At 71.3% G+C, this 22,605-nt stretch carries 21 protein-coding genes; 9 read left to right on the forward strand and 12 right to left on the reverse strand.

Annotated elements, in window-relative coordinates:
- Window positions 1–195 precede the first annotated feature (195 nt).
- The 5 genes from M4J07_RS16905 to M4J07_RS16925 all read left to right on the forward strand — a co-directional run bounded on the left by M4J07_RS16905 (window position 196) and on the right by M4J07_RS16925 (window position 5,177).
- Window positions 196–1,218, forward strand: coding sequence for an acetamidase/formamidase family protein (locus M4J07_RS16905; RefSeq protein WP_255972677.1), 1,023 nt, complete (start codon window positions 196–198; stop codon window positions 1,216–1,218).
- Between the two features lie 61 nt (window positions 1,219–1,279).
- On the forward strand, window positions 1,280–1,903 hold the full coding sequence (locus tag M4J07_RS16910) for an N-acetylmuramoyl-L-alanine amidase (protein WP_255972679.1): 624 nt from the start codon (window positions 1,280–1,282) through the stop codon (window positions 1,901–1,903).
- Window positions 1,904–2,021: 118 nt separating this feature from the next.
- Window positions 2,022–3,281, forward strand: coding sequence for a GAF domain-containing protein (locus tag M4J07_RS16915; RefSeq protein ID WP_255972681.1), 1,260 nt, complete (start codon window positions 2,022–2,024; stop codon window positions 3,279–3,281).
- 97 nt (window positions 3,282–3,378) lie between these two features.
- Window positions 3,379–4,902, forward strand: a complete 1,524-nt coding sequence (exaC, locus tag M4J07_RS16920; RefSeq protein WP_255972683.1) for an acetaldehyde dehydrogenase ExaC — start codon at window positions 3,379–3,381, stop codon at window positions 4,900–4,902.
- An 83-nt stretch (window positions 4,903–4,985) separates the two neighbouring features.
- Window positions 4,986–5,177: a hypothetical protein gene (locus tag M4J07_RS16925; protein WP_255972685.1), complete on the forward strand. Its 192-nt coding sequence runs from the start codon at window positions 4,986–4,988 to the stop codon at window positions 5,175–5,177.
- Window positions 5,178–5,197: 20 nt separating this feature from the next.
- On the opposite strand, the gene M4J07_RS16930 is transcribed toward M4J07_RS16925, so the two are convergent.
- Entirely contained in the window at window positions 5,198–5,626 is a 429-nt protein-coding gene (locus M4J07_RS16930; RefSeq protein ID WP_255972687.1) for a DoxX family protein, read from the reverse strand.
- A gap of 88 nt (window positions 5,627–5,714) precedes the next feature.
- Between M4J07_RS16930 and M4J07_RS16935 the strand changes: the two genes are divergently transcribed.
- From M4J07_RS16935 to M4J07_RS16950, 4 genes are all read left to right on the forward strand, one after another.
- A complete protein-coding gene (locus tag M4J07_RS16935; protein ID WP_255972689.1) occupies window positions 5,715–6,257 on the forward strand; it encodes a TetR/AcrR family transcriptional regulator in 543 nt (180 codons plus the stop codon).
- A gap of 57 nt (window positions 6,258–6,314) precedes the next feature.
- Window positions 6,315–6,581, forward strand: a complete 267-nt coding sequence (locus M4J07_RS47900; RefSeq protein ID WP_305127805.1) for a hypothetical protein — start codon at window positions 6,315–6,317, stop codon at window positions 6,579–6,581.
- 621 nt (window positions 6,582–7,202) lie between these two features.
- Complete coding sequence (locus M4J07_RS16945; protein ID WP_255972691.1) at window positions 7,203–10,202, forward strand: tetratricopeptide repeat protein; 3,000 nt, start codon at window positions 7,203–7,205, stop codon at window positions 10,200–10,202.
- A 194-nt stretch (window positions 10,203–10,396) separates the two neighbouring features.
- A complete protein-coding gene (locus M4J07_RS16950; protein WP_255972710.1) occupies window positions 10,397–11,062 on the forward strand; it encodes a phosphatase PAP2 family protein in 666 nt (221 codons plus the stop codon).
- A gap of 7 nt (window positions 11,063–11,069) precedes the next feature.
- On the opposite strand, the gene M4J07_RS16955 is transcribed toward M4J07_RS16950, so the two are convergent.
- Genes M4J07_RS16955 through M4J07_RS17005 form a run of 11 tightly spaced genes read right to left on the reverse strand, consistent with a single transcriptional unit; the run spans window position 11,070 to window position 22,585 of the window.
- The gene (locus tag M4J07_RS16955; protein ID WP_255972712.1) at window positions 11,070–12,395 is read right to left on the reverse strand and encodes a glutamate-1-semialdehyde 2,1-aminomutase; all 1,326 of its coding nucleotides are present in this window, start codon (window positions 12,393–12,395) and stop codon (window positions 11,070–11,072) included.
- Between the two features lie 7 nt (window positions 12,396–12,402).
- Window positions 12,403–12,954 (reverse strand): dTDP-4-dehydrorhamnose 3,5-epimerase, encoded by a 552-nt coding sequence (rfbC, locus tag M4J07_RS16960; RefSeq protein WP_255972714.1) that lies wholly within the window; start codon window positions 12,952–12,954, stop codon window positions 12,403–12,405.
- A complete protein-coding gene (locus M4J07_RS16965) occupies window positions 12,951–14,141 on the reverse strand; it encodes a polysaccharide pyruvyl transferase family protein (RefSeq protein ID WP_255972716.1) in 1,191 nt (396 codons plus the stop codon). The genes rfbC and M4J07_RS16965 overlap by 4 nt, the downstream gene beginning before the upstream one ends.
- The gene (locus M4J07_RS16970; protein ID WP_255972718.1) at window positions 14,138–15,085 is read right to left on the reverse strand and encodes a glycosyltransferase family 2 protein; all 948 of its coding nucleotides are present in this window, start codon (window positions 15,083–15,085) and stop codon (window positions 14,138–14,140) included. The genes M4J07_RS16965 and M4J07_RS16970 overlap by 4 nt, the downstream gene beginning before the upstream one ends.
- Window positions 15,082–16,380, reverse strand: coding sequence for a hypothetical protein (locus tag M4J07_RS16975; RefSeq protein ID WP_255972729.1), 1,299 nt, complete (start codon window positions 16,378–16,380; stop codon window positions 15,082–15,084). Before M4J07_RS16975 ends, M4J07_RS16970 begins: the two co-directional genes overlap by 4 nt.
- Before the next feature lie 5 nt (window positions 16,381–16,385).
- Window positions 16,386–17,669 (reverse strand): DUF4910 domain-containing protein, encoded by a 1,284-nt coding sequence (locus tag M4J07_RS16980; RefSeq protein ID WP_255972720.1) that lies wholly within the window; start codon window positions 17,667–17,669, stop codon window positions 16,386–16,388.
- Window positions 17,657–18,682, reverse strand: a complete 1,026-nt coding sequence (locus M4J07_RS16985) for an NAD-dependent epimerase/dehydratase family protein (RefSeq protein WP_255972722.1) — start codon at window positions 18,680–18,682, stop codon at window positions 17,657–17,659. The genes M4J07_RS16980 and M4J07_RS16985 overlap by 13 nt, the downstream gene beginning before the upstream one ends.
- 3 nt (window positions 18,683–18,685) lie before the next feature.
- Window positions 18,686–19,333, reverse strand: coding sequence for a PIG-L deacetylase family protein (locus tag M4J07_RS16990; protein WP_255972723.1), 648 nt, complete (start codon window positions 19,331–19,333; stop codon window positions 18,686–18,688).
- Entirely contained in the window at window positions 19,330–20,127 is a 798-nt protein-coding gene (locus M4J07_RS16995) for a glucose-1-phosphate cytidylyltransferase (protein ID WP_255972724.1), read from the reverse strand. The genes M4J07_RS16990 and M4J07_RS16995 overlap by 4 nt, the downstream gene beginning before the upstream one ends.
- Window positions 20,124–21,377 carry a class I SAM-dependent methyltransferase gene (locus tag M4J07_RS17000; RefSeq protein WP_255972725.1) on the reverse strand — a complete coding sequence of 418 codons (1,254 nt, stop codon included), beginning with the start codon at window positions 21,375–21,377 and terminating at the stop codon, window positions 20,124–20,126. Before M4J07_RS17000 ends, M4J07_RS16995 begins: the two co-directional genes overlap by 4 nt.
- Window positions 21,374–22,585 carry a glycosyltransferase gene (locus tag M4J07_RS17005; protein WP_255972731.1) on the reverse strand — a complete coding sequence of 404 codons (1,212 nt, stop codon included), beginning with the start codon at window positions 22,583–22,585 and terminating at the stop codon, window positions 21,374–21,376. Before M4J07_RS17005 ends, M4J07_RS17000 begins: the two co-directional genes overlap by 4 nt.
- Window positions 22,586–22,605: the final 20 nt, after the last annotated feature.

Consider the following 22,605-nt stretch of genomic DNA (forward strand, 5'->3'; position numbering starts at 1 on the left):
CACTCCCCCGGTCCAGCCCCGCCCGCGCACCCGCCAGAGGTTCGGACCTCTGACGTGCGGTTGTTCACATTGAACGGGTTGTCCACCGGCACGCCGCGCCCTCTTCCGCCCCAACCTGCGGGCGCCGTACCGTACTTCACGCGAGGCGCTCCACCGCTTCGCGGCCACCCCCCTGCAGAGCGGAGCACCGCCGTCATGAGCGACCCCCGGATGCTGACGGTCCGGCCCGGACCCGGCGAGTACGCCTGGACGTTCGGCGGAGCGCCGCCCGTCGCGCGCATCGCGCCCGGCACCGTGCTCGACCTCTTCACCGAGGACTGCTTCGCCGGTCGGGTGCGGTCGGAGAAGGACCTCGTCTCGCAGGTCTGCGAGTTCCCGTACCTCAATCCGCAGACGGGCCCCTTCCACATCGAGGGCGCGGAGCCCGGCGACACGGTCGCGGTGCACTTCGTGTCGGTGGAGCCGGCCCGCGACTGGGCGGCGTCCACGACCGTGCCGCTGTTCGGCGCCCTGACCTCCACGCACACCACGGCCACGCTGCAGCCGCCCCTGGAGGAGACCGTCTGGATCTGGCAGCTCGACCGGGAGCGCCGCACGGCCCGGTTCGCCGCGCGGGACGGCGAGTTCACCGTCGACCTGCCGATGGACCCGATGCACGGCACGGTGGGGGTGGCCCCGGCGAACCTGGAGGTCCGCTCGGCCCTCGTCCCGGACGCGCACGGCGGCAACATGGACACGCCGGAGATGCGGGCGGGCGTCACCTGCTACCTCGGGGTGAACGTCGAGGGAGCGCTGCTCAGCCTCGGCGACGGCCACGCACGGCAGGGCGAGGGCGAGACATGCGGCGTGGCCGTGGAGTGCGCCATGCGGACCGTCGTCATCGTCGAGCTCCTCAAGGGCGTGGCGACGCCCTGGCCGCGGATCGAGTCGGACACCCACATCGTGTCGACCGGTTCGGCGCGCCCGCTGGAGGACGCGTTCCGGATCTCCCAGCTCGACCTGGTGCAGTGGCTCGTACGGGACTACGGATTCAGCGAACTGGACGCGTACCAGTTCGCCACCCAGACCGTCGAGTCACCGCTCGCGAACGTCTGCGACACCAACTACACGTGCGTCGCCAAGCTCCGCAAGGAGTGGCTGCCCGCACGTGAGACGCACCGCGGCATCCACGCCCGGCTGCGCGAGATCGCGGCGACGCTGCCCCGCCCCGAGCACTGACGGGCGCCGCGGCGCCGCCGGTTCCCCCCACCGTCCGAGCCCTTCGAAAGGCAGGATCGTCATGGACCGAGCAAGACACGTTCCCGACCAGGCCGGTCGCCCGCGCCCGACCCGCCGCCGTCTCCTCCAGGCCGGTGCGCTGGCCGCCGTGCCCGGAGCGCTGCTGCCCGCGGGCCGGGCCGGCGCCCGGGCCCTGGCCGTCGACTACCCGCCGGCCGAGTCCGTCCCCGCCAGCACCTCCAACTACACGGCGTCCAGCCGCCCTTCGTCGTATCCGATCGACTACGTGATCATCCACGTCACGCAGGAGACGTACGCCGACACCCTCGCCATCTTCAAGAACTCCGCCAAGCAGGTCTCCGCCCACTACCTGGTCCGCTCCGCCGACGGGCACGTCGCGCAGTGCGTGCGGGAGAAGAACGTCGCCTGGCACGCGGGCAACTGGGACTACAACACGCGCAGCATCGGCATCGAGCACGAGGGCTGGGTGGATCAGCCGGAGTACTTCACCGACGCCATGTACCAGCAGTCGGCGGCGCTCACCGCGTCGATCTGCGCCCGTTACGGCATCCCGATGGACCGTGAGCACATCCTCGGGCACGTCGAGGTGCCGGGCACCGACCACACCGACCCCGGCCCGTACTGGGACTGGACGCGGTACATCAGGATGGTCAACTTCGTCTGATCTCCACACCCGTGTGCGGCATGTGCCACCTCGCGACATCTGTGTCCGGCTCCTTGTCGACCCGCTCCCCCGGAGCGACGATGGCCCCAGCGCCGCATCGCCGTCCCTGGAGGCCGAGTTGACCGATCCGTGGGTCGCCCTGGAGCCGGGCGCCGATCCGTCCGAGCGGGTACGGGCGCTGCGCCGCGCCCATGAGCGCTTCACGGCGGCGGGCACGGTGGCCCGGCCGGTGCGGCCGGTGGTTGCCGCGTCGTGGCGGCGCTCGGCGGGCGCGCACGTCAACCCGGACGCCTCGGCGTCGGTCGAGCTGACGGACGGGGACCTCGGGGCGTACCGCGCGGAGCATCCGCTGACCCGGGTCATGCCGCTGTTCCGGGAACTGATGGGCACGTTCGCGACCGACGGCGAGCACCTCCTCGCGGTGTGCGACGCGCAGGGCCGGCTCCTGTACGTCGAGGGCCACGCCGGGACGCGGCAGCGGGCGGGCCGGATGAACTTCGTGCCGGGCGCCCGCTGGTCGGAGTCGGCGATGGGCACGAACGCGCCGGGCACGGCCGTGGCCGTCGACCGCCCGGTCCAGGTGTTCGCCGCGGAGCACTTCATCCGCAAGGTGCAGCCGTGGACGTGCGCGGCGGCACCAGTGCACGATCCCCGGTCGGGGCGGCTGCTCGGCGCGGTCGACATCACCGGCGGGGACGGGCTCGCGCACCCGCACAGTCTGGCGTTCGTGCAGGCGGTGGCGCGCGCCGCCGAGTCCCAACTCGCCCTGCTCGCCCCGCCGTCCGCGACGGATCAGGGGCTGCGTCTGAACGTGCTGGGCCGCGACGAGGCCCTGCTCCTCACCCCGTCGGGCCACAAGATCAGGCTCAGCCGCCGGCACAGCGAACTGCTGGTCCTCCTGGCCCGCCACCCCGAGGGCCTGACCGGCGACGAACTGCTCTGCTTCCTGTACGAGGACGAGTCCGTGACGCCGGTGACGCTGCGGGCCGAACTGGCGCGGCTGCGCCGGGTGTTGGGCCCGGACGTGCTCAGGTCCCGCCCCTACCGGCTGGCCTCACCGGTCGACTCGGACCTGGCCACGGTCGAGCGACGCCTCGCCTCCGGGGCGGTGACGGCGGCGGCGTCCGCGTACACGGGACCGCTGCTGCCCGCCTCGCTGGCGCCCGCGGTGGCGCGGGTGCGGCGCAGGCTCGCCGACGAGCTGCGGGCGGCGCTCGTCGCGCGCCGCGATCCGGACCTGCTCGCGGACTGGGCGCACGCGCCGTGGGGCGAGGAAGACCTCGACGTGTGGCGGGCGCTCGCCGCGGTCCGCCCGACGCCGCCGGTCCTCGCCCGGCTGGCGGCGCTCGACGGCGAACAGGGCTACGCCGCAACGTAACTGCTCGGTACGACGCAACGTAGCTGCAACGTCGCAACTCCTAGCCTCCGACGCGAAAGCTGCCCAACGGCGGGCAGCGCGCACAGGAGGCCCCCAGATGACCCGTTACGCAGCGCCCGGCACGCAGGGCTCCGTCGTCTCCTACCAGGCCCGCTACGACCACTTCATCGGCGGCGAGTACGTACCGCCGGCCCTCGGCAAGTACTTCGAGAACCCGAGCCCGGTCAACGGTCAGCCGTTCACGGAGATCGCCCGCGGCACCGCGGAGGACGTCGAGCGTGCCCTCGACGCGGCGCACGCCGCCGCGCCCGCGTGGGGACGCACGTCGCCGGGCGCCCGCGCGGACATCCTCCTGAAGATCGCCGACCGCATGGAGCAGAACCTCGAACTCCTCGCCGTCGCCGAGAGCTGGGAGAACGGCAAGCCGGTCCGCGAGACCCTGGCCGCCGACATCCCCCTCGCCATCGACCACTTCCGCTACTTCGCGGGCGCGGTCCGCGCGCAGGAGGGGTCGCTCTCGGAGATCGACGACGACACGATCGCCTACCACTTCCACGAGCCGCTCGGCGTCGTCGCGCAGATCATCCCGTGGAACTTCCCGATCCTGATGGCGACGTGGAAGCTGGCCCCGGCGCTGGCGGCGGGCAACGCGGTGGTCATCAAGCCGGCCGAGCAGACCCCCGCGTCGATCCACGTGTGGCTGTCCCTCGTCGCGGACCTGATCCCGGCGGGCGTGGTCAACGTCGTCAACGGCTTCGGCGTGGAGGCGGGCAAGCCGCTGGCCTCCAGCGCGCGCGTCGCGAAGGTCGCGTTCACCGGGGAGACCACGACGGGGCGCCTGATCATGCAGTACGCCTCGGAGAACATCAAGCCGGTCACCCTCGAACTCGGCGGCAAGTCCCCGAACATCTTCTTCGACGACGTCTGGGCCAAGGACGACGACTTCCGCGACAAGGCGCTCGAAGGCTTCACGATGTTCGCCCTGAACCAGGGCGAGGTCTGCACCTGCCCGTCCCGCGCGCTGATCCAGCAGGGCCACTACAGCGAGTTCCTCGACGCGGCCGTCGCCCGCACCGAGGCCATCAAGCCCGGCCACCCGCTGGACACCGACACGATGATCGGCGCCCAGGCCTCCAACGACCAGCTCCAGAAGATCCTCTCCTACCTGGACATCGGCCAGCAGGAGGGCGCGAAGGTCCTCACCGGCGGCCAGCGCATCGAGTACGACGGCGAACTCGCGGGCGGTTACTACGTCCAGCCCACGATCTTCGAGGGCAACAACCGCATGCGGATCTTCCAGGAGGAGATCTTCGGCCCGGTCGTCTCGGTCGCCTCGTTCGCCGACTACGACGACGCCATCAAGATCGCCAACGACACCCTGTACGGCCTCGGCGCCGGCGTCTGGACCCGCGACATCAACACGGCCTACCGAGCGGGCCGCTCCATCCAGGCGGGCCGCGTCTGGACGAACTGCTACCACGCGTACCCGGCGCACGCCGCGTTCGGCGGGTACAAGCAGTCCGGGATCGGCCGCGAGAACCACAAGATGATGCTGGACCACTACCAGCAGACGAAGAACCTTCTGGTGTCGTACTCGGCACAGAAGCTCGGCTTCTTCTAGGAGCACGAAATAGGGCGCCTGACCTGTGCTTATGCCCGTCAGGCGCCTTCCGCACGTCCCGCTCAGGCCCGGCCGAGCGCCACATGAGCTTCGCGGAATGGTTCTACCGCTACCTCATCGGCGAAAACATGAGCGACCCCGACAGTTCAGCCTTTCACCCCGGCCCCGTGCAGTTGCAGCGCCTTCCGATGTCCGCTGACGAACACCCCGAGCCTTGGTGCGGCCCAGACCGCAACATGCAGGACACCACTGCTCCCATCACAGCGGCAGCCTGATGAGACCTACGACAAGGTCGTCACGGGATGACGAGTGCCGCCGCGGCGACGAACACCACTTGCAGTGCGGTACGGGGTCCGATCGCGTCGCCCTGAGCCACGCCGCGCCGGGCCGCCGAGACATTCGCCGGGAACATCGCGATCAGCAGCGCGACGAGACATATCGCGGCGAGGCGCTTGGTCGCCGGGACGAGGACGCCGACGGCTCCGGCGAGTTCGAGGATCCCGGTGAGCGTGACGAGGAGGCCGGGGCGGGGCAGTGCGGGCGGGACCATGCCGATGAGATCGGCGCGGAGCTTCGGATAGAAGTGGGCGAACGCGGTGAGCAGGAACATCGCCGCCAGCCCGACCCGCAGCGCGGGCTGCCAGGCGTTCAGCACGTCGATACCGGCGAGTCCGGCGACCCGGGCGGCACCGAAGCCGACCAACAGAGCGACAAGCGGTTCCATGGAGCCTCCAACTGACAGCGCATATGCGGAACTTACCATTGGCAAGATAACATCGACCTGCAATGTTGCCAACGGTAAGATGTCGACCATGACTGATCGGCCCTACCACCACGGAAACGTCCGCCGGGCGGCACTCACCGCGGCCATCGAGGCCATCGAGCAGGGCGGGCCCGCCGCGCTCAGCCTGCGCGACGTGGCCCGTCGGGCCGGCGTCTCGCACGCCGCCTTCACACCCCACTTCGGCTCCAAGGCCGGCCTGCTCACCGCGTTGGCGGCCGAAGGCTTCGACCTGCTGGCCGACGCCGTGACCGCCGTGGGCGACGACCTCGTCGAGGCCGGCGTGGCCTACGTACGGTTCGCGGTGGGACACCCGGCGCATTTCGAGGTGATGTTCCAGCCCAGCCTGCACAACGCCGACGATGCCCAACTCCTCGCCGCGCAGGACCGCGCCGGCCAGGCACTCACTACGGCGCTCTCGGCATCGGCCGGCGAAACCACCGAGCTGGCCGCCTGGTCGATCGTCCACGGCTTCGCCAACCTGTGGCTGAGCGGTGCGCTGCCGACCGGACTCGACGACGATCCCGGGAGCGCCGTACGACCGGTCCTCCGGCTGCTGTCATTCACCCAATGAGCCGGCCCTCGCCTCGATCGGCGCGAACACGCTTCTGACAGTTCCCTGCCTACGCTGATGATCTCCACGTGCTTCCACCCGCCGGACGCCAGTCCGGATATCACCCTGGCCTTCCTGGGCGAGTTGCCGGTGCAGGCCGTCCAGCGGCTTCGTTCACCCCTCGCCGCCCTGGCGGCCGCCCGCCCCTCTCTCGAACTGGCGCTGGTCGACGGCTTCACCGGACGCCCTTGGCAGACCGAACGCCTCCACCTGGTCGGCAGCACGGCAAGGATGCAGATGTACGCCCCGGGCAACCAGCCGCGCACGACGGCCGCCATCGCCTGACCAAGATCCGGACCAGGCGCGGACCAACTCGGATCAGCCGCAGTCAATTCGACCCATAGCCACAAGTCAGAGGCTAAACCGAGCCTGTACCACAAGCAGACGAAGAACCTTCTGGTGTCGTACTCGGCACAGAAGCTCGGGTTCTTCTAGAGCCTCACGTCGGGTGTCTGGAGGGGGCTCTGCCCTTCCAGACACCCGCTGAGCACGGTCACCTGGACGTCTGCCGACTCCGGATTCCGAGTCGACGGATTTCAGCGGCGATTGATCCACTCCCACGCCAGAGACACGATCGCCGTCCCTGCCGCGGTGCCCATGGCGTGCGCGAGTCCCCTGACTCCGGCGCACATTGCCACCTGCGCAAGTCGGCGCGTGAACCGACTGCTTGCCGGGTGTTCTGTCGCCTGAGTGGTGAGGCGAGATGAAAGTTTCACGATCGGACTCCCTCATGCGGGTCTCAGCAGTGCTGCGTTCGCCCGGGAATCCTGCGAGAGGATGCTGTTCGCTTTCGAGGGAGGTCCGTGCCGGAGCAGCAATATTTCTCGACTTCCCTGATGGACGGGTCCGTCGCGCGCTGCCAACCTGAACGTAGGCGAACGAAACCGGTACGTCGGGAGAACTCCGTTGGGGCCGATCGACTTTTCCCGGATCCGCACGCGAGAAGATCTCTGCACGCAGTTGGTGGCTGTTTTCCATGCAGGGGGATGGAGCGTGCACCGTCTGGCGGCGGCCGCAGATCTGAGCCCGGCCACCGTGCAGGGCATCCTGAGCGGATCCACTGGCCTGCCCCGTACCGAAACCCTGCGTGCGTTCGTGACAGCCTGCGATCAGGATCCGAAACCGTGGATCGAGGCTCGTGGACGCGTCGTGCGGGCCACCAGGGGTACGCCTACGGGCTGGCGGCGCGGCGACGAGAGCGCGGCGCGCCGACTGACACTCCCGACCCAGACCTGGCTTCCTGTCGCTGAGGCCGACCCGATAGCACTCGGTGTGCACCGCCCGAGGTCGGACCAGGGCGTGAACAGCCTGCCGCCCTATGTTCCGCGTGACGCCGATGAGGAGCTGAACCGCATCCTGGCGGAGGCCGGTGAGAACGGCGGAATGGTCCTGCTGACAGGCGATTCGACCGCCGGGAAGACGCGGACCGCCTACGAGGCCATGCAACGTGTCCTGCCAGGTCATCTTCTATGGGCGCCACCCCCTGGGGCGGATCTGCGGGAACTGCCCGCGGTGATCGGGGCGCGAGCGGAGAACAGGTTCCTGCTGTGGCTGGACGACCTGGAGGGGCACCTGCACCCTCAGGGTCTGGACCCGAACCTTCTGGCCCGGTTGTCGGCAGCCGGGGTCGTCGTCCTGGCCACGCTGCGCGAGAGCCTGTACGACCTGTACCGACCCAGCGGTGAACACGCGGCCATCAGGGACGACAATCTTCAGGCACATCTGGTCGCGCAAGCGGGCTCACGCGTCCTGAACATGGCCATGCAGGTGGAGATCGAGCGCGCCTGGAGCGCCGAGGAACTTCTCCGCACGGCGCACGCCCCGGACGCGCGGCTTCAGGACGCGCTGGCGAACCACGGCCCGTTCGGCGTCGCGGAGTACTTGGCGGCCGGCCCGCTCCTTTGGCAGGAGTGGCGAGGTGCTCTGCGGGCCGGCGGGCGGCCCCGCGGTCACGCGCTGGTTGCCGCGGCCATCGACCTGGCCCGGGCCGGGATGATGGGCCCCGTACCGCATGAGGTGGTTGTCGAGGCCCACTACGCCTACCTGCGCAGTGCCGCGCATCTCCGTCCGGAGGAGGAGACCCTGGGGCAGGCCGTGCGGTGGGCGACGTTCGTCCGCCTCGGATCCACGAGTCTCCTCGTTCCCGACGCGGCAGCGGGGACCTGGAGGGTTTTCGACTATCTCGTCGACGAAGCCCAGAGGAAGCAGGGTTTCCCCGCCGTGCCCGAGTCGGTGTGGGAGATCGCGGAACGTGAGGCCACGGGATCCCAACGTCGAGGAGTGGCCTTCTCCGCGCACGCTGCGGGCCGCGCACGTACTGCCGAGAGGCTCTTTCGGGCGATGTGGGAGGACGGCGAGGAGAGCGGTCGCACTCTGGGGGTGATTCTCGCGCAGCAGCAGCGGTACGCGGAGGCCGAACCACTCCTCCGGTCAGCTGTGGCGGACGGCGACATCCTCGCCCCGGGTGCCTACGGCCTCCTGCTGACCCAGCTCGGCCGAATCGACGAAGCGGAACCCATGCTGCGCTGGGAAGCCGAGAACGGACTGACGGACAAGGGAAATGTCGCGCTGCTCCTCGGAGACGTTCTGGGCCGCCAGGGCCGCGCGTCGGAGGCGGCGGAGCAGTATCGGACGGCGGCCGCGGCAGGCTCTCCCTACGCACCGCTCGCGTTGGGCAGCTGCCTACTCGGCCAGGACAAGTGCGACGAGGCCGAACCATGGCTGCGGAAAGCCGCGGAGGCAGGCGACCGATACGCGGCGCCGAGGCTTGCGATCACGCTCATCCGTCTGGGACGACCGGACGAAGCCGAGGAGTGGCTGCGGGCATCTCTCGACATGGGTGTCACCGTGCACTTCATCGACGTCAGCCACGCGCTCACCGAACGAGGGCGGCCCGAGGCGGCGGAGAAGTGGCTGCGCGCTGCCGCGTACTCCCGCGCTGACGCAGCCATCGCCCTGGCCATGCGCCTCTTGGGCGAAGGGCGCTTTCAGGAGGCCGAACCGTGGGCACGCAAAGTCGCCGCCCATGGTGACGCTGAAGGTCTCGCCACCCTGGGAGCAGTTCTCTGCGGTCAACTCCGCCTGTGTGAGGCGGAGCCCCTGTTGCGTCGGGCCGCGGAAGCCAGCAACACCAAGGGGACCATGTTCCTGAATTTCCTGCGGGACGAGGCCGAGCCGACCTTGCGGCTCCTGGCTGAGAAACAGGAAGTGTGGGCGGCGGAGCTGGGGCTGTTCCTCATGTCCCAGCAGCAGTTCGAAGAGGCGGAGCCTTGGCTCCGCCGAGCCGCCGAGGCGAACGCCTTCTCGACCGACGGGTCCCTGGCGAGCCTTCTCGGACAGGTCCTGCACCACCTAGGCCGGAGCGATGAAGCTGTTGCCTGGCTACGGACCGCCGTCGACCGAGGCCACATGGAGGCGGCCCGCCACTTGGGCTCCCTGCTCCTTCAGCAAGGCCACGTCGAGGCAGAGCGCTGGCTGAGGCTCGCTGCCGAGGACGGTGACATGGAAGCCGCGCACGAACTGGGGTATCACTGCTTCATGGCTGATGATCGCCTCGAGGAAGCCGAACTCTGGCTGCGTAGGGCCGCCGCCCAGGTCCCGCAAGCAAGGATGTGCCTCGGCGTGGTGCTGATCGGGACGGGCCCCGAACACATCGTTGAGGGCACGGAGTTGCTGCGTCAGGCAGCGGAAGCCGAGATCGATCCAGCCGCCTTCCTCTACGGAGACTTCCTGTGCGCGGCAGGACGTCCGGAGGAGTCGGAGCCCTGGTTGCGGCTGGCTGCGGACGCGGGAAACAGCGCGGCCGCGGACAAACTCGCCGAAGTCCTTCAACAGCTCGGCAGGCCAGAGGACTTGGAGGAGACGCAGCACCTGGAAGAGACGCAGGGCCCGGCTTCCGAACCCTAGCCGCCTCCGGGCGAGGCCGCGCCGACACGGCATGTCTCCAGCCAAGCCCTCGTACCCTTTAACGCCGATATTTCCCCGCCCACTCGATTTGGCCCGTCTCCTCCGCCCCCGTACGCCAAGATGAAAGCTCCGGCTTCGGGGAGCTAGACGACGGGGGGCTCGCGTTGGGGCGCGTGGTGGAAGTGGAGCGGGACGTGAGCGGGCGGGCGGTGCCCGAGGTGTTGCCCGGGGCGTTACGTGGGTGGCTGTGGGTGGTCGCCGGGCTCGGTGCGCTGGTGGTCGCCCTGGTCGGGGTGATGTACGCCGGGCACAGTGAGTCGGGGCAGGTGGACCGGTGGTTCGTGTTGCCGACGGAGGACAGCGTGGGGCCGCCCTGGCGGCGCGTCGCGCTGGCCACGGACTTCTGGGGGGAGCCCGCCGGTGCGGCGATCCTCGTCGGGGTCGGTGTGGTGGGGTGTCTGCTGCTGTTGCGGTGGCCTCGCGCGGCCGTGTTCCTCGTCGCCGGGGCCGGTGTGTCCGTGGTGACGGCGACGGTGGTCAAGTCCCTGGTCGGACGCACCATTCACGGTCCGGGCAATCTGTCCTATCCGAGCGGGCACACCGCCTTCGCCACCGCGCTCGCCCTCGTGGCGGCGCTGCTCGTGACCGGTCGGCTCGGGCTGGGCAGGGCGGTCGGCACGCTGCTCGTGCTCGGGGCGGGGCTGGTGGCCGGCGCCGTGATGGGGTGGGCCCAGGTCTCCCTGAGCGCCCACTACCCGACCGATGTCCTCGGCGGCTGGTGCACCGCGCTCGCCGTGGTGCCGGCGACGGCGTGGCTGGTCGACCGGACGGCGGATGCCGCCCGGCGCACACCCGGCTGACGTCCCCTCACGCCAGGCGGCGGAAGACGGGCTTCACCGGCCGTCCCCCCACCCACGGCGTGGGATCGCCGGCGTCCAGTGCCTTGCGGTACACCGCGCACGCCTGCGCGACCACGTCGACGGTGTGGTCGATGTCGGCGTCGGTGAGCGCGCTGCTCACCACGAACGACGGGGCGAGGACGCCGCCCGCGAGGAGGTGGCGCAGGAACAGGGTGCGGTATTCCTGCGACGGCCGCCCGTGCTGGTCGAGGGTGCCGAAGACCAGGTTGCTGGCCCGGCCCCGGACGACCACGTGCTCGGCGACGCCCATGGCCGCGGCCGCGTCGCGGACTCCGGCGGCCAGCCGCTCGCCGAGCGCGTGCAGGCGCGCGGTGATGCCCTCTTCCACGTAGGTGGTCTGCACGGCCATGGCTGCCGCCAGGGAGTGCGTCTCGGCGCCGTGCGTGGTGGACAGCAGGAACACCCGGTCGCCGAAGTGGCGCAGCCCGCCCCGCTCCATCAGGTCGCGGCGCCCGGCGAGCGCGGAGACGGCGAACCCGTTGCCCAGCGCCTTGCCGAACGTGGACAGGTCGGGGACGACGCCGTACAAGCCCTGGGCGCCCGCCTCCGACCAGCGCAGGCCCGTGATCATCTCGTCGAAGACGAGGACGCAGCCGTGCCGGTCGGCCAGGGCGCGCAGTCCTTCGAGGTAGCCGGGCGGGGGCTCGGTGTGGGCGGCGGGTTCGAGGACGATGCAGGCGATCTCGTCCTCGTACCGGGTGAGGATTTCCTCCGTGGCCGCCAGGTCCCCGTACGGGAAGGAGACCGTCAACTCGGTGGTCTGCGACGGGATTCCGGCGGACATCGGTGTGGTGCCGATGAACCAGTCGTCGACGGAGAAGAACGGATGGTCGCCGCAGATGGCGACCCGCCGGCGCCCGGTGACGGCGCGCGCGAGGCGCACCGCGGCGGTGGTGACGTCCGAGCCGTTCTTCGCGAACTTCACCATGTCGGCGGTCGGCACGGTGGCCAGGAAGCGTTCCGCGGCGTCGAGTTCCAGGACGGACGGCCGGGCGAAGTTGCTGCCGCGGTCGAGTTCCCGCCGGACGGCCTCGGTGACGCGCGGGTGGGCGTGCCCGAGGCTGACCGACCGCAGGCCGGAGCCGTACTCGACGTAGCGGTTGCCGTCGATGTCCCACACGTGTGCGCCGCGGCCGTGGCTGATGACGGGGGCCAGGTGTTCGGGGTACTGGTCGTCGCCCTTGGCGTAGGTGTGCGCGCCGCCGGGGATCAGTTCGTGCAGCCGCTCGTTGGCCTCGTGCGACCGGGGCAGCCGGAAGTCCTCGGTGTCCACGTGCGGATCAGCTCCCCGTTTCCTTGAGCGCTTCGGCGAGGCCCGGCGCCTCCCGGTCCCGTGCCGACATCGACACCGGCGGCATCGGCCAGGGGACGGCCAGTTCCGGGTCGTCGAAGGCGATCGTCACGTCCTCGGCCGGGTCGTGCGGGCGGTCGATCCGGTACGAGGTGTCGGCGGTCTCGGTCAGCGCCTGGAAGCCGTGCGCGCACCCCGCCGGGATGTAGAGGGTCGTCTGTGTCTCGCCGGACAGCTCGAACGTGGCCACGTTGCGGTACGTCGGCGAGTCCGGCCGGAGGTCCACGACGACGTCGAAGATCCGCCCGTACGAGCAGCGCACCAGCTTGGCCTCGCCCTTGCCTGACCGCAGGTGCAGGCCGCGCAGTACGCCCCGCACGGAGCGGGAGACGCTGTCCTGGACGAAGGCGTCCGGGTCGAGGCCCACCGAGCGGACCACGTCGGCGTCGAAGGTGCGGCAGAAGAAGCCGCGTTCGTCGGCGTACGGCGTCGGTTCGAACAGGAACGCTCCGGTGATCTCCGGAACTTCGCTTGCCTTCATGAAGCCTTCCTCGGGGCGTGGAGCAGCAGTGCGGTCAAGTCGGCAAACTGGCGCTGGAGTTGGGCGGTGACGGTGCGGTTCCGCTCGGCGAGGGTCTTCCTCAGCTCCGTCGAGCGCTTCTCCACCTCGCGGAACTGTTCGAGCAGCCGGTCGGCGTCGACCTCGCGGGCCGGGTGGCAGTACGGGCCGAGGCCCATGCGGTCCATCAGCGCGTCGCTCTTCGCGGCGTAGCTGAGGGCGAGGGTCGGGGTGCCGGCCTTCAGCGCGCAGACGAGGTTGTGGTAGCGGGTGGCGACGACGGTGTCGGCGGCCGCCGTCTCCTTCATCAGGTCGGCGAGCGAGCCGGCTTCGGCGGCGGTGACCAGCGGTGAGTCGACCGCGTCGAGGATCGCGGCGACCACCGGGGCGTCGCACGCGTCGCCGGTGAGCAGCCGGACGGTCCGGCCGTCGTCGGCCAGGGCGCGGACGAAGCGGGTCGTCCCGTCGAGGTAGCGCCGGTGGATCTCGTCGGCCCGGGCGCGGTCGTCGTTGCCGCCGTGGAAATCCATGACGCCGACGCAGACCGTGCCGGACGAGGGGCCCGCGGGCGGTGTCGGCAGGGCGAACGCGAGGTCGGGGTAGACCTCGTCGCGCGCGGTGTCCACGCCCATCTCCCGCATCGCGTCGCGGGACTGGGTGTCCCGGTACGAGCGGTAGCGGGCGAGCCGCGCCGACCAGCGGACCAGGGTGCGGGTCGGCCGGTTGCCGATCGGGCCGGCGCCGACGCCGACCAGCGCGACCCGGGTGCCGACCAGGCGGCCGCTCGCGCAGAGCAGGAACAGCGCGTACGGGAAGCCCCAGGGCCGCAGCGGCAGGGTGGCCTCCAGGACGCCCATGCCGGGCACGATCACCACGTCGTGCCGGCGCACCCACGCGGCGGTGCGCACGACGTCGACGAGCTTGCCGAGTCCCTTGCCCGCGACGGCACTCGCCCGGGACGCGGTGCGGTACTCGCCGCGGTACCAGTGCAGCCGGGTCGCGGGAATCCCGTACCGGGCCGTGACGGCCTCGGGTCCGCCGCACAGCGCGTCGACGACCGCGCCGGGGTGCTCGGCGCGGAGGTGTCCGAGGACGGCTTCGAGCGATCCGTCGTTGCCGAGGTTGCCGGAGCCTAGGAGGCCGAACACCCCGACGCGGACGGCGGTCACGTCCGCCTCCCCTCGCGTCCGGCGACGAGGTCGTCGACGGAGACGGTCAGCTTGTCCGGGTCGACCGGGGCCCGGTCCTCGACCCGCTCGCCGGCGCCCGGCCTGGCCCGGCTGGTCGCCCACTCCACGAGGTGGCGGTAGCAGGCGCGCCGGTCGGCGGCGGACAGCGGCGCCCGCCGGATCGCCGCGACGAAGCCCCAGACGTACTCGGCGAGCAGCCGGGGCGTCGGGTGCAGCGGGCCCGCCCTGCGCGGGTCGAGGTTGACGCACCGGGAGCGCTTGGACGGGTTGGCCCGCTCGGCGCGGGTGGGGTGGTCGCGACGGAAGTACAGCAGCTCGGGCACCTGGTGGAAGGGTCCGTGCAGACCGATCTCGGCGACGAAGGTGCGGTCCGCGTGGTGGTAGCTGTCGTGCGGCTTGACCCGGCGCAGCACGTCGGCCCTGATCACGCCGTAGAAGTCGTCGCCGCCGGGCTCGAACAGCATGCTGCGGAACCGCTCGGGCGCCCGCGGCGAGTCGGTGGCCAGCGTGTACGCGTAGGGGACCTTGACCTGGCCGTCCTCGTCGATGACCGCCTGGTCGGCGTGCGCGAGGATCACTGAGGGCCGCTCGTCCAGCGCGTCCACGCAGCGCCGCAGCAGGTCCCTGGCGTACAGGTCGTCGTGCGAGGCCCACTTGAAGAGTTCGCCGTGGCACTGGGTGAACACGTAGTTGTGGTTCGGGGCGGCGCCGATGTTGCGGGGCAGCCGGATGTAGCGGATGCGCGCGTCCTGCGCGGCGTACTTGCGGCAGATGTCCTGGGTGCCGTCGGTCGACGCGTTGTCGGTGATGACCAGTTCGAAGTCCTCGTACGTCTGGCCCAGCAGCGCGTCGAGCGACTCGGCCAGGTACTCCTCGCCGTTGTACACGGGCAGGCCGATGCTCAGCCTGGGGTGGGAGGTCATGTCGTCCTCACTTCGGGGATGGGGGTGGGGCGGCGCTCGCGCAGGGCGGATCGCAGCTGCAGCCACCACACGGCGGAGCCGCAGACCGTCGCGGCGGCGACGCCCCAGGCCGAGCCGACCGTGCCCGCGGCGGCCGCGCCGCCGAGCCCGCCGATGACGTAGCAGGTGGAGGCGATCAGCTGGCTGCGCAGGCTGCGCCGGGCCGCGGCGAGCGCGCGCAGTCCGGCCGCGGCGCCGGTGCCGAGGCCCGCGCCGGCGACGCCGAGCGTGACCGGCACGATGAGCTGCGACGCGGCGGGCCAGACGTCGCCGAGGGCGAGTTCGCCGAGCCGGTCCGGCATCAGCAGCAGCGCCGCGCCCCACAGCAGCGCGGCGACGGCCTGCACGCCGCCCAGCAGCAGGCAGAAGACGCCCAGGCGGTGCGGTGCGCGGCGCAGCACCCGGGCCGCTTCGGCGACGGTGACCAGCGAGAGTCCCATCAGGACGGCCATGAACGGGCCGAGCAGCAGTTCGGCACCGCGCACCACGCCGACCGCGCTGACGCCGACGATCGCGCCGAGCCCGTACGCGCGCAGCTGGCCGGCGCCGCTCACGCCGACGTTCTCGATCAGGTAGCGGCTGCCGAGGTCGCGGTGGTCGCGCAGCCACGTGCGGGCTCCGGACACGCGGGGCCGGATGCCGGACTGGAACCAGCCGTACGCCGCCGCGACCGCGGCGGAGCCGCCCCAGGCGAGCACGAAGGCCGCCACGCTGCCCACGCGGGCCGCGACGACCATCGCCGGGACGAGGGCGACGCCCCACACGACGTCGTTGACGAACGCCTTCCGTCCGGTCCCTGCCGCGAAGAACGCGAACCGCCAGGCGTCCTGCAGCAGCAGCCCCGGCAGGACCACGCCGAGGCAGGCGAACGCGGGCCCCACGTGGCCGCCGACGGCGAGCCCGGCCGCCAGGGACACCGCGCCGAGGGCGGCGCCGACACCGAGCGCGGTGCCGGACGAGCGGGCCACCGCCGTCCGCCAGGACGCGTCGGGCACACCGCTGAACCGCACCACGAGCGGGTCGGTGGCCAGGCCGCGGGAGACGCTGAGCACCACGCCGTACGTCACCCAGGCCAGGCTGAACACGCCGAACGCGGTCAGTCCGAGGGAGCGGGCCACGTAGATGCCCACCACGAAGTTGGACAGGCTGGAGGCCGCCTGGTCGGCCAGTCCCCAGGACAGCCGGCCGACGATGGCCCGCCGGGCGTGTCCGGCCCGGGCCGCCGGTGTGGTCGTCTTCTCCCCCTCGGTGGTCATCGGGGTCATGCCTTGATCAGCCCAGCGCCGTGCAGGGCGTCGGCCGCGCCCGCGACGGTGTCGAACGGCAGCCCCGACCGCTCGGCGACGTCGAGCAGGCTGTGCTCGCCGTCGGAGAGGCTGAGCACCCAGAGCATGGCCATCTGGGCCTGCTGGGTGTCGCTGCGCCCGCCGAGCGCCTCGTACAACCCGCGCCGTCCCAGCTGTGGTTCGCCGTAGGGGCTGAGGTTGACGTAGCTGCGGTTGCGGTCGAGGACGTCGAACGCCTCGCGGCACACCGCGAGGGTGTCGGCCATCGCATCGGGCGAGACGAAGTCCGGGTTGTCGGCCGAGGTGTGGTACTCGGGGTAGCCCGCGTACGGGGTGCGGCTGAGCGAGCCCACGCCGAGGTCGAACCCGGGCGAGCAGTACTGCCGCTCGTCGTAGCCGTACGGGGTGAACTCGTCGACGCGATGGGGGCGTTCGGACGTGGTGAGCACGTGCCGCAGCACCCGGTCGATCTCCGCGTCGCCGCGTCTGCTCTGTTTGTAGGTGAGCGAGCCGCGGTCGCCCGCGCAGGCCAGCACGAGGCCGTGCTTGACCTGCTCGATCCGGTCCGCGTTGCGGGCCAGCCAGGTGATCGCGCCGATGGTGCCGGGCGCGAAGATGAACCGGTAGGTGTAGTAGGGCGATCGCTCGGCGAGCGCCCGGGCCAGGTACGTCGCCACGGCGATGCCGGCCAGGTTGTCGTTGGCCAGCGACGGGTGGCAGACGTGGCAGGAGACGATCACCTCGTCGGGGACCTGGCCGGGGATCACGTGCTCGGCGTAGGTGAGGTGGCCGTCGGCGAGCGTGGAGTCGATCCGTACCTCGTACTCGCCGTCCGGCAGCGCGTCGAGGGTCTCCTGGGCGAGGCAGAAGCCCCACTCCGGTTTGTAGTAACTGGTGCGGTACGGCACCCAGTTCGGGTGGTCGGGCAGGGTGTGCAGATGGGCGCGGAGTTCGGTGAGCGGCATTTTCGTCGCCACCGGCACGCTGTAGCCGAGCACGTGCAGGCTGGACGCGGCGAAGTCGACGACGCGTCGGCCGGTGGCGTCGGCGACGTAGGCGTCGCGGATGTTCCACTCCTGCGGCACCGTCCAGTCGAGCACCTGGGTCCCGGTCGGTACCTCGTGCGTCCGCAACGGCAGGTACTCGCCGACGATGTCCAGGGTGGCGCGCACCCCGTCGCCGGTGATGCTCCGGCACAGCGGGTACAGCCGCCGCACCAGTGCGTGCATCTCCTCGCCGACCGCTGTCATCGGCGCCACCGCAGGGTGTCGTCGACGGCGCCCGCGTCGGACGCCGCGCGGAGCACGGCGAGGCGGGTGAAGCGTTGCTCGAAGTCCTTCTTGGTCAGCCCGAACTTCTGGTATGCCTCGGCGAGTTCGAGTGCGCCCCGCTTGACCGTCCACTCGCAGTCGAAGCCGGGGATCGCGGCGCGGAAGCGGGCGAAGTCGACCCGGTACGAGCGCGGGTCGGCGCCGTTCTCCCCGGTGATCCGCACCTTCGCGCCGGACACCGCCTCGGCTACCTGTTCGGCGATCTCGGCGACGGTGACGTTGTTGACCTCGCTGCCGATGTTGAAGGCCCGGTCGTGCACGGCCTCGCGGGGCGCGGTCAGCGCGGCCGTGAAGGCGCGGGCGATGTCGGCGGCGTGCACCAGCGGGCGCCACGGCGTGCCGTCGGAGAGGACGAGGACCTCGCCGGACAGCAGGGCGTGGCCCACCAGGTTGTTCAGCACGATGTCGGCGCGCAGCCGTGGCGAGTGGCCGAAGGCGGTGGCGTTGCGCATGTACACCGGCGTGAAGTCGTCGTCGGCCAGGGCGTGCAGGTCGTCCTCGACGCGCACCTTGGACTCCGCGTACGGCGTGACGGGGCGCAACGGGGCGTCCTCGGCGACCAGTTCGTCACCGCCGGCGGCGCCGTACACCGAGCAGGTGGACGCGTACAGGAAGCGGGTCACCCCGGCGTCGCGGGCCAGTCGGGCCAGTCGGACGGACGCGTGGTGGTTGATGTCGTAGGTGAGTTCAGGGGCGAGCGATCCCAGCGGGTCGTTGGAGAGCGCGGCCAGGTGGATCACGGCGTCCACCCCGGCCACGTGCTCGGCCGTGACGTCGCGCAGGTCGACCCGCTGCCCGGGCGGGTCCGCGGGCGTCGGGCCGAGGACACAGTCGGCGAACAGGCCGGCGTCGAGACCGACGACCTCGTGCCCGGCGGCCGTGAGGACCGGGGCCATCACGGTGCCCAGGTAGCCCTGGTGTCCGGTGAGCAGTACGCGCAAGGTTCAGTCCCCCAGGTCGAGCGTGAGTTTGGTGGCGGCGAACGCCTCGGCGTAGCGGGCGTGGCATTCGATGCCGCGGATGCGGGCGAGGCCGAGGAAGGCCTCGCGGTCGTACCAGGGCCGGTGCCGCTGCGAGGGGTAGTGCTCCTGCAGCAGCCTGACCTTCTGCTCGGCGAGCTCCGGGGTCAGCGGCTGGTACGCGGACGGGCGGCCGAGGTCGCCGTCCCACTTGACGATCTCGTAGCCGAGGACGAGGTGGTCGCGGAACGCGGTGGGGATCAGCCGGGCCAGGCCGCGGTGGTCCTGGTGCGCGTCGTCGGTGCGCGGGGCCAGGACCAGGTCGGGGTCGGTCCGCTCGCGCAGTTCCTCGACGGCGGCCTTGGCCTCCTCCCAGTGGGCGGGCAGCCGGCCGTCCGGCAGTTTGAGCACGGTCAGGCGCAGGTCGGCGTCCGGGCAGAACGCGGCGAGCGCGGCCTGCTCCTCCTGTTCGCGGTCGGTGCCGCCGCCGGAGAGCACGAGGGCGTCGACCCGGATTCCCGGCCGCGCGCGGCAGATCGCGAGCAGGGTGCCGCCCGCGCCGATGGCGATGTCGTCGCAGTGCGCGCCCACCGCGACGATCCGGTCCAGGGGGCCGGCCCCGAGCCGGATCACGCGGACCCCGCGACGGCGGCGGCGCGTTCCCACACGGCCCACGGGCGGTCGCCCCTGGCGTAGGCGTCGTCGAGGGCGGCGCGCTCCTTCACCGTGTCGGTCGGCTTCCAGAAGCCGCGGTGCTGGTGGGCCACGAGCCGTCCCTGCTTGGCGAGTTGGGCGCAGCCGTCGGCGACCAGGTCGCCGTTCTCCGGTATGTGGTCGAAGACTTCCTGGCGGAGCACGAAGTAGCCGCCGTTCTCCCACAGCGGCATGTCGCTCACCGCGGTGATGCCGCCCACCAGACCGTCCTCGCCGAGGTCCACGCAGTGGAACGAGGACTGCGGCGGCACCACCATCATCGACGCGCCGGCGTCCCGCCCGGCGAAGGAGTCGATCATCTGCGGCAGCGGGGCGTCGGTCAGCACGTCGGCGTAGTTGGCGAGGAACATCTCGTCGCCGTCCAGGTGGTGGCGGACCCGGCGCAGCCGCTCACCGATCGGTGACTCGATGCCGGTCTGCGCGAACGTGATCGTCCAGTCGGCTATGTCGGTGGAGAGCAGTTCGGTCCGCCCGCCGCGCAGCACGAAGTCGTTGGACGTCGTCTCCTCGTAGGTGAGGAAGAAGTTCTTGATGTGGTGGGCGCCGTAGCCGAGGCACAGGATGAACTCCTTGTGCCCGAAGTGCGCGTAGTAGCGCATGACGTGCCAGATCAGCGGCCTGGGGCCGACCATCGCCATCGGCTTGGGCACGTCGTCGGAGGTTCCGTTGCGCATGCGCATCCCGTAACCGCCGCAGAACAGGACGACCTTCATGCTGTTACCTCTTTCACCGGCGTGGCCTCGACGATGCTCAGTTCCGGGATGGGGAAGACGAGCCGGCCACCCCACTCGTGCACGTAGGAGAGCTGCTCGACCAGTTCGGTCCGCAGGTTCCACGGCAGGACGAGGACGTAGTCCGGCCGGTCGGTCTCGATCTGCTCGGGCGGCAGGATCGGGATGCGGGTGCCCGGGGTGAACCTGCCGTGCTTGTAGGGGTTGCGGTCGACGGTGTACGCGAGCAGGTCGGGCCGGATGCCGCAGTGGTTGAGCAGCGTGTTGCCCTTGCCGGGGGCGCCGTAGCCGACGACCGACTTGCCTTCCTCGGCGGCGGTGATGAGGAAGGCGAGGAGGTCGCGGCGCACCTTGGCGACCCGGGCGGAGAACTCGGTGTACCCGGACAGTTCCTGCAGTCCTGCGGCCTTCTCCCGGGCCAGCACGTCGGCCACCCGCTCGGTCGGCTCGCCGGCCGCCTCGGCGGGCCGGGCCCAGAGCCGGATGGAGCCGCCGTGCGTGGGCAGCAACTCGACGTCCACGAGGGCGAGTCCGCCGCTGGCGAGGGCCCGGATCGCGGCGGCGACCGTGTAGTACTGGAAGTGCTCGTGGTAGATCGTGTCGTACTGGTTCTCCTCGATCAGCGTCAGCAGGTGCTGCACCTCGATGGAGACCCAGCCGTCGTCGGCGACCAGGGCGCGCAGGCCCTTCGTGAAGCCGACGACGTCGGGGATGTGCGCGTACACGTTGTTGGCGACGACCAGGTCGGCCGGGCCGTGCTCGGCGCGGACGGCCGAGCCGGTGTCCGGGCTCAGGAACGCGGTGAGCGTGGGCACGCCCGCCTCCCGGGCCGCGGCGCCGACGTTCACCGACGGTTCGACGCCCAGGCAGCGGATCCCCCGGTCCACCACGTGCTTCAGCAGGTACCCGTCGTTGCTGGCGACCTCGACCACGAAGGATTCGGGTCCCAGCCCCACCTTGGTGGCCGCGTCGGCGACGAAGGTGCGCGCGTGCTCGACCCAGGACGTCGAGAAGGAGGAGAAGTACGCGTACTCGCTGAACGTGTCCTCGGGCGTGATCAGCGGCGGGATCTGCGCCAGCCAGCAGTCCGTGCAGACCCGCAGGTGGAGCGGGTACGCCGGTTCCGGCTGGTCGAGTCGGTCCGCGGCGAGGAAGCTCTCGCACGGTGGCGTCGCCCCGAGATCGACGACGCTGGCCATGGCTTCCGAGCCGCAGAGTCGGCATCGTGTCATCTACTGTCCCCCATTTTTTCGGTCCGCCCCGCGATGGCGGTGCGGTACTCGTCCACCAGGCGCTCCAACCCCACGGCCGGGCTGAAGCGCTGTTCGTAGCGGCTCCTGGCCGCCCGGCCCATCTCCTCGTTGCGGGCCGGGTCGGCCGTGATCCGGCGCAGGCAGGACACCAGTGACGCGGTGTCGCCCGGCCGGTGCAGCAGTCCGGTCAGTCCGTCCTCGACGAGTTCGACGAAGGCGCCGTGTCCGGCGGCCACGGCCGGTACCCCCGCCGCCATCGCCTCCGCGACGACCAGGCCGAACGTCTCCATGGCCATCGAGGGCGCCACGACCGCGACCGACCGGGCGACGGCCTGCCGGACCTGGTCCGGTGTCAGCAGGCCGACGTAGCGCACGTCGTCGCGGCCGGCCGCCCAGGCGGACACCTCCGGCTCCATGGGTCCGGCGCCGGCCAGCACGAGCGGCACGCCGACGCCGCCGCCCGCGGCGATCTCGTCCCACGCGGCCATCAGCAGCCGCATCCCCTTGGCCTCCGCGAGCCGCCCCAGGAACAGCACCTGCTCGCCGGTGCCCGCCCGCCGTGATTCCGGCTCCGGGACGAAGTTGTGCTTCACGGTCAGCCGCTCGGCCGGCATGCCGGAGCGCACCAGGACGTCGCGCTGCGCCGCGGAGATGCAGAAGAACCGTGCGACGCCGGACCACCACCGCCGCCGGTTGGCCGTCAGGCTGACCGCGAGCGGCACCGTCGCCAGACGGGAGTTGCGGTAGCAGCCGTGCCGGACGGCGGGCAGCGACGCCACCGATCCGACGCACTCGGTGCAGGCCCGGCCGTCCCGGTGCAGGGTGCCGGGCGGGCAGACCTGCGTGTAGTTGTGCAGCGTGGCGACGGCGGGCACGCCCGCGTCGGCGCAGGCGGCGAGGACCGCGGGCGACAGCAGCGGGAAGACGTTGTGGATGTGCACCACGTCCGGCCGCTCGGCGCGCAGCCGGACGGTGAGCTCCTTGCGTACGGCAGGGTTCCAGGGCACCAGGAGCGGCACCGCGGCCTTGCCGCGCAGGGACTTTCCGGCGATGTCGTCGCTGCGCCGCTCGAACGTCTCGACCCGGTGTCCGGCCGCGCGCAGCAGCCCCACTTCCTGGTCGACGACGCGGTTCTCCCCGCTCGGCTGCGCCGATGAGTAGCGGTTGTGCACCACGAGGACGTGCATGGTCAGGTCACCTCCCGGTC

Source organism: Streptomyces longispororuber (assembly GCF_024448165.1).
Taxonomy (GTDB): Bacteria; Actinomycetota; Actinomycetes; order Streptomycetales; family Streptomycetaceae; genus Streptomyces; species Streptomyces longispororuber_A.

Excerpts from the sequence above, each read along its gene's own strand:
- M4J07_RS16970 (WP_255972718.1), bottom strand. The coding sequence starts at position 15,085 with ATGACCTCCCACCCCAGGCTGAGCATCGGCCTGCCCGTGTACAACGGC.
- exaC (WP_255972683.1), top strand. The coding sequence starts at position 3,379 with ATGACCCGTTACGCAGCGCCCGGCACGCAGGGCTCCGTCGTCTCCTAC.
- M4J07_RS16975 (WP_255972729.1), bottom strand. The coding sequence starts at position 16,380 with ATGACCACCGAGGGGGAGAAGACGACCACACCGGCGGCCCGGGCCGGA.
- M4J07_RS16930 (WP_255972687.1), bottom strand. The coding sequence starts at position 5,626 with ATGGAACCGCTTGTCGCTCTGTTGGTCGGCTTCGGTGCCGCCCGGGTC.
- M4J07_RS47900 (WP_305127805.1), top strand. The coding sequence starts at position 6,315 with ATGATCTCCACGTGCTTCCACCCGCCGGACGCCAGTCCGGATATCACC.
- M4J07_RS16925 (WP_255972685.1), top strand. The coding sequence starts at position 4,986 with ATGAGCTTCGCGGAATGGTTCTACCGCTACCTCATCGGCGAAAACATG.
- M4J07_RS16995 (WP_255972724.1), bottom strand. The coding sequence starts at position 20,127 with ATGAAGGTCGTCCTGTTCTGCGGCGGTTACGGGATGCGCATGCGCAAC.
- M4J07_RS17000 (WP_255972725.1), bottom strand. The coding sequence starts at position 21,377 with ATGACACGATGCCGACTCTGCGGCTCGGAAGCCATGGCCAGCGTCGTC.
- M4J07_RS17005 (WP_255972731.1), bottom strand. The coding sequence starts at position 22,585 with ATGCACGTCCTCGTGGTGCACAACCGCTACTCATCGGCGCAGCCGAGC.
- M4J07_RS16905 (WP_255972677.1), top strand. The coding sequence starts at position 196 with ATGAGCGACCCCCGGATGCTGACGGTCCGGCCCGGACCCGGCGAGTAC.
- M4J07_RS16935 (WP_255972689.1), top strand. The coding sequence starts at position 5,715 with ATGACTGATCGGCCCTACCACCACGGAAACGTCCGCCGGGCGGCACTC.
- M4J07_RS16910 (WP_255972679.1), top strand. The coding sequence starts at position 1,280 with ATGGACCGAGCAAGACACGTTCCCGACCAGGCCGGTCGCCCGCGCCCG.
- rfbC (WP_255972714.1), bottom strand. The coding sequence starts at position 12,954 with ATGAAGGCAAGCGAAGTTCCGGAGATCACCGGAGCGTTCCTGTTCGAA.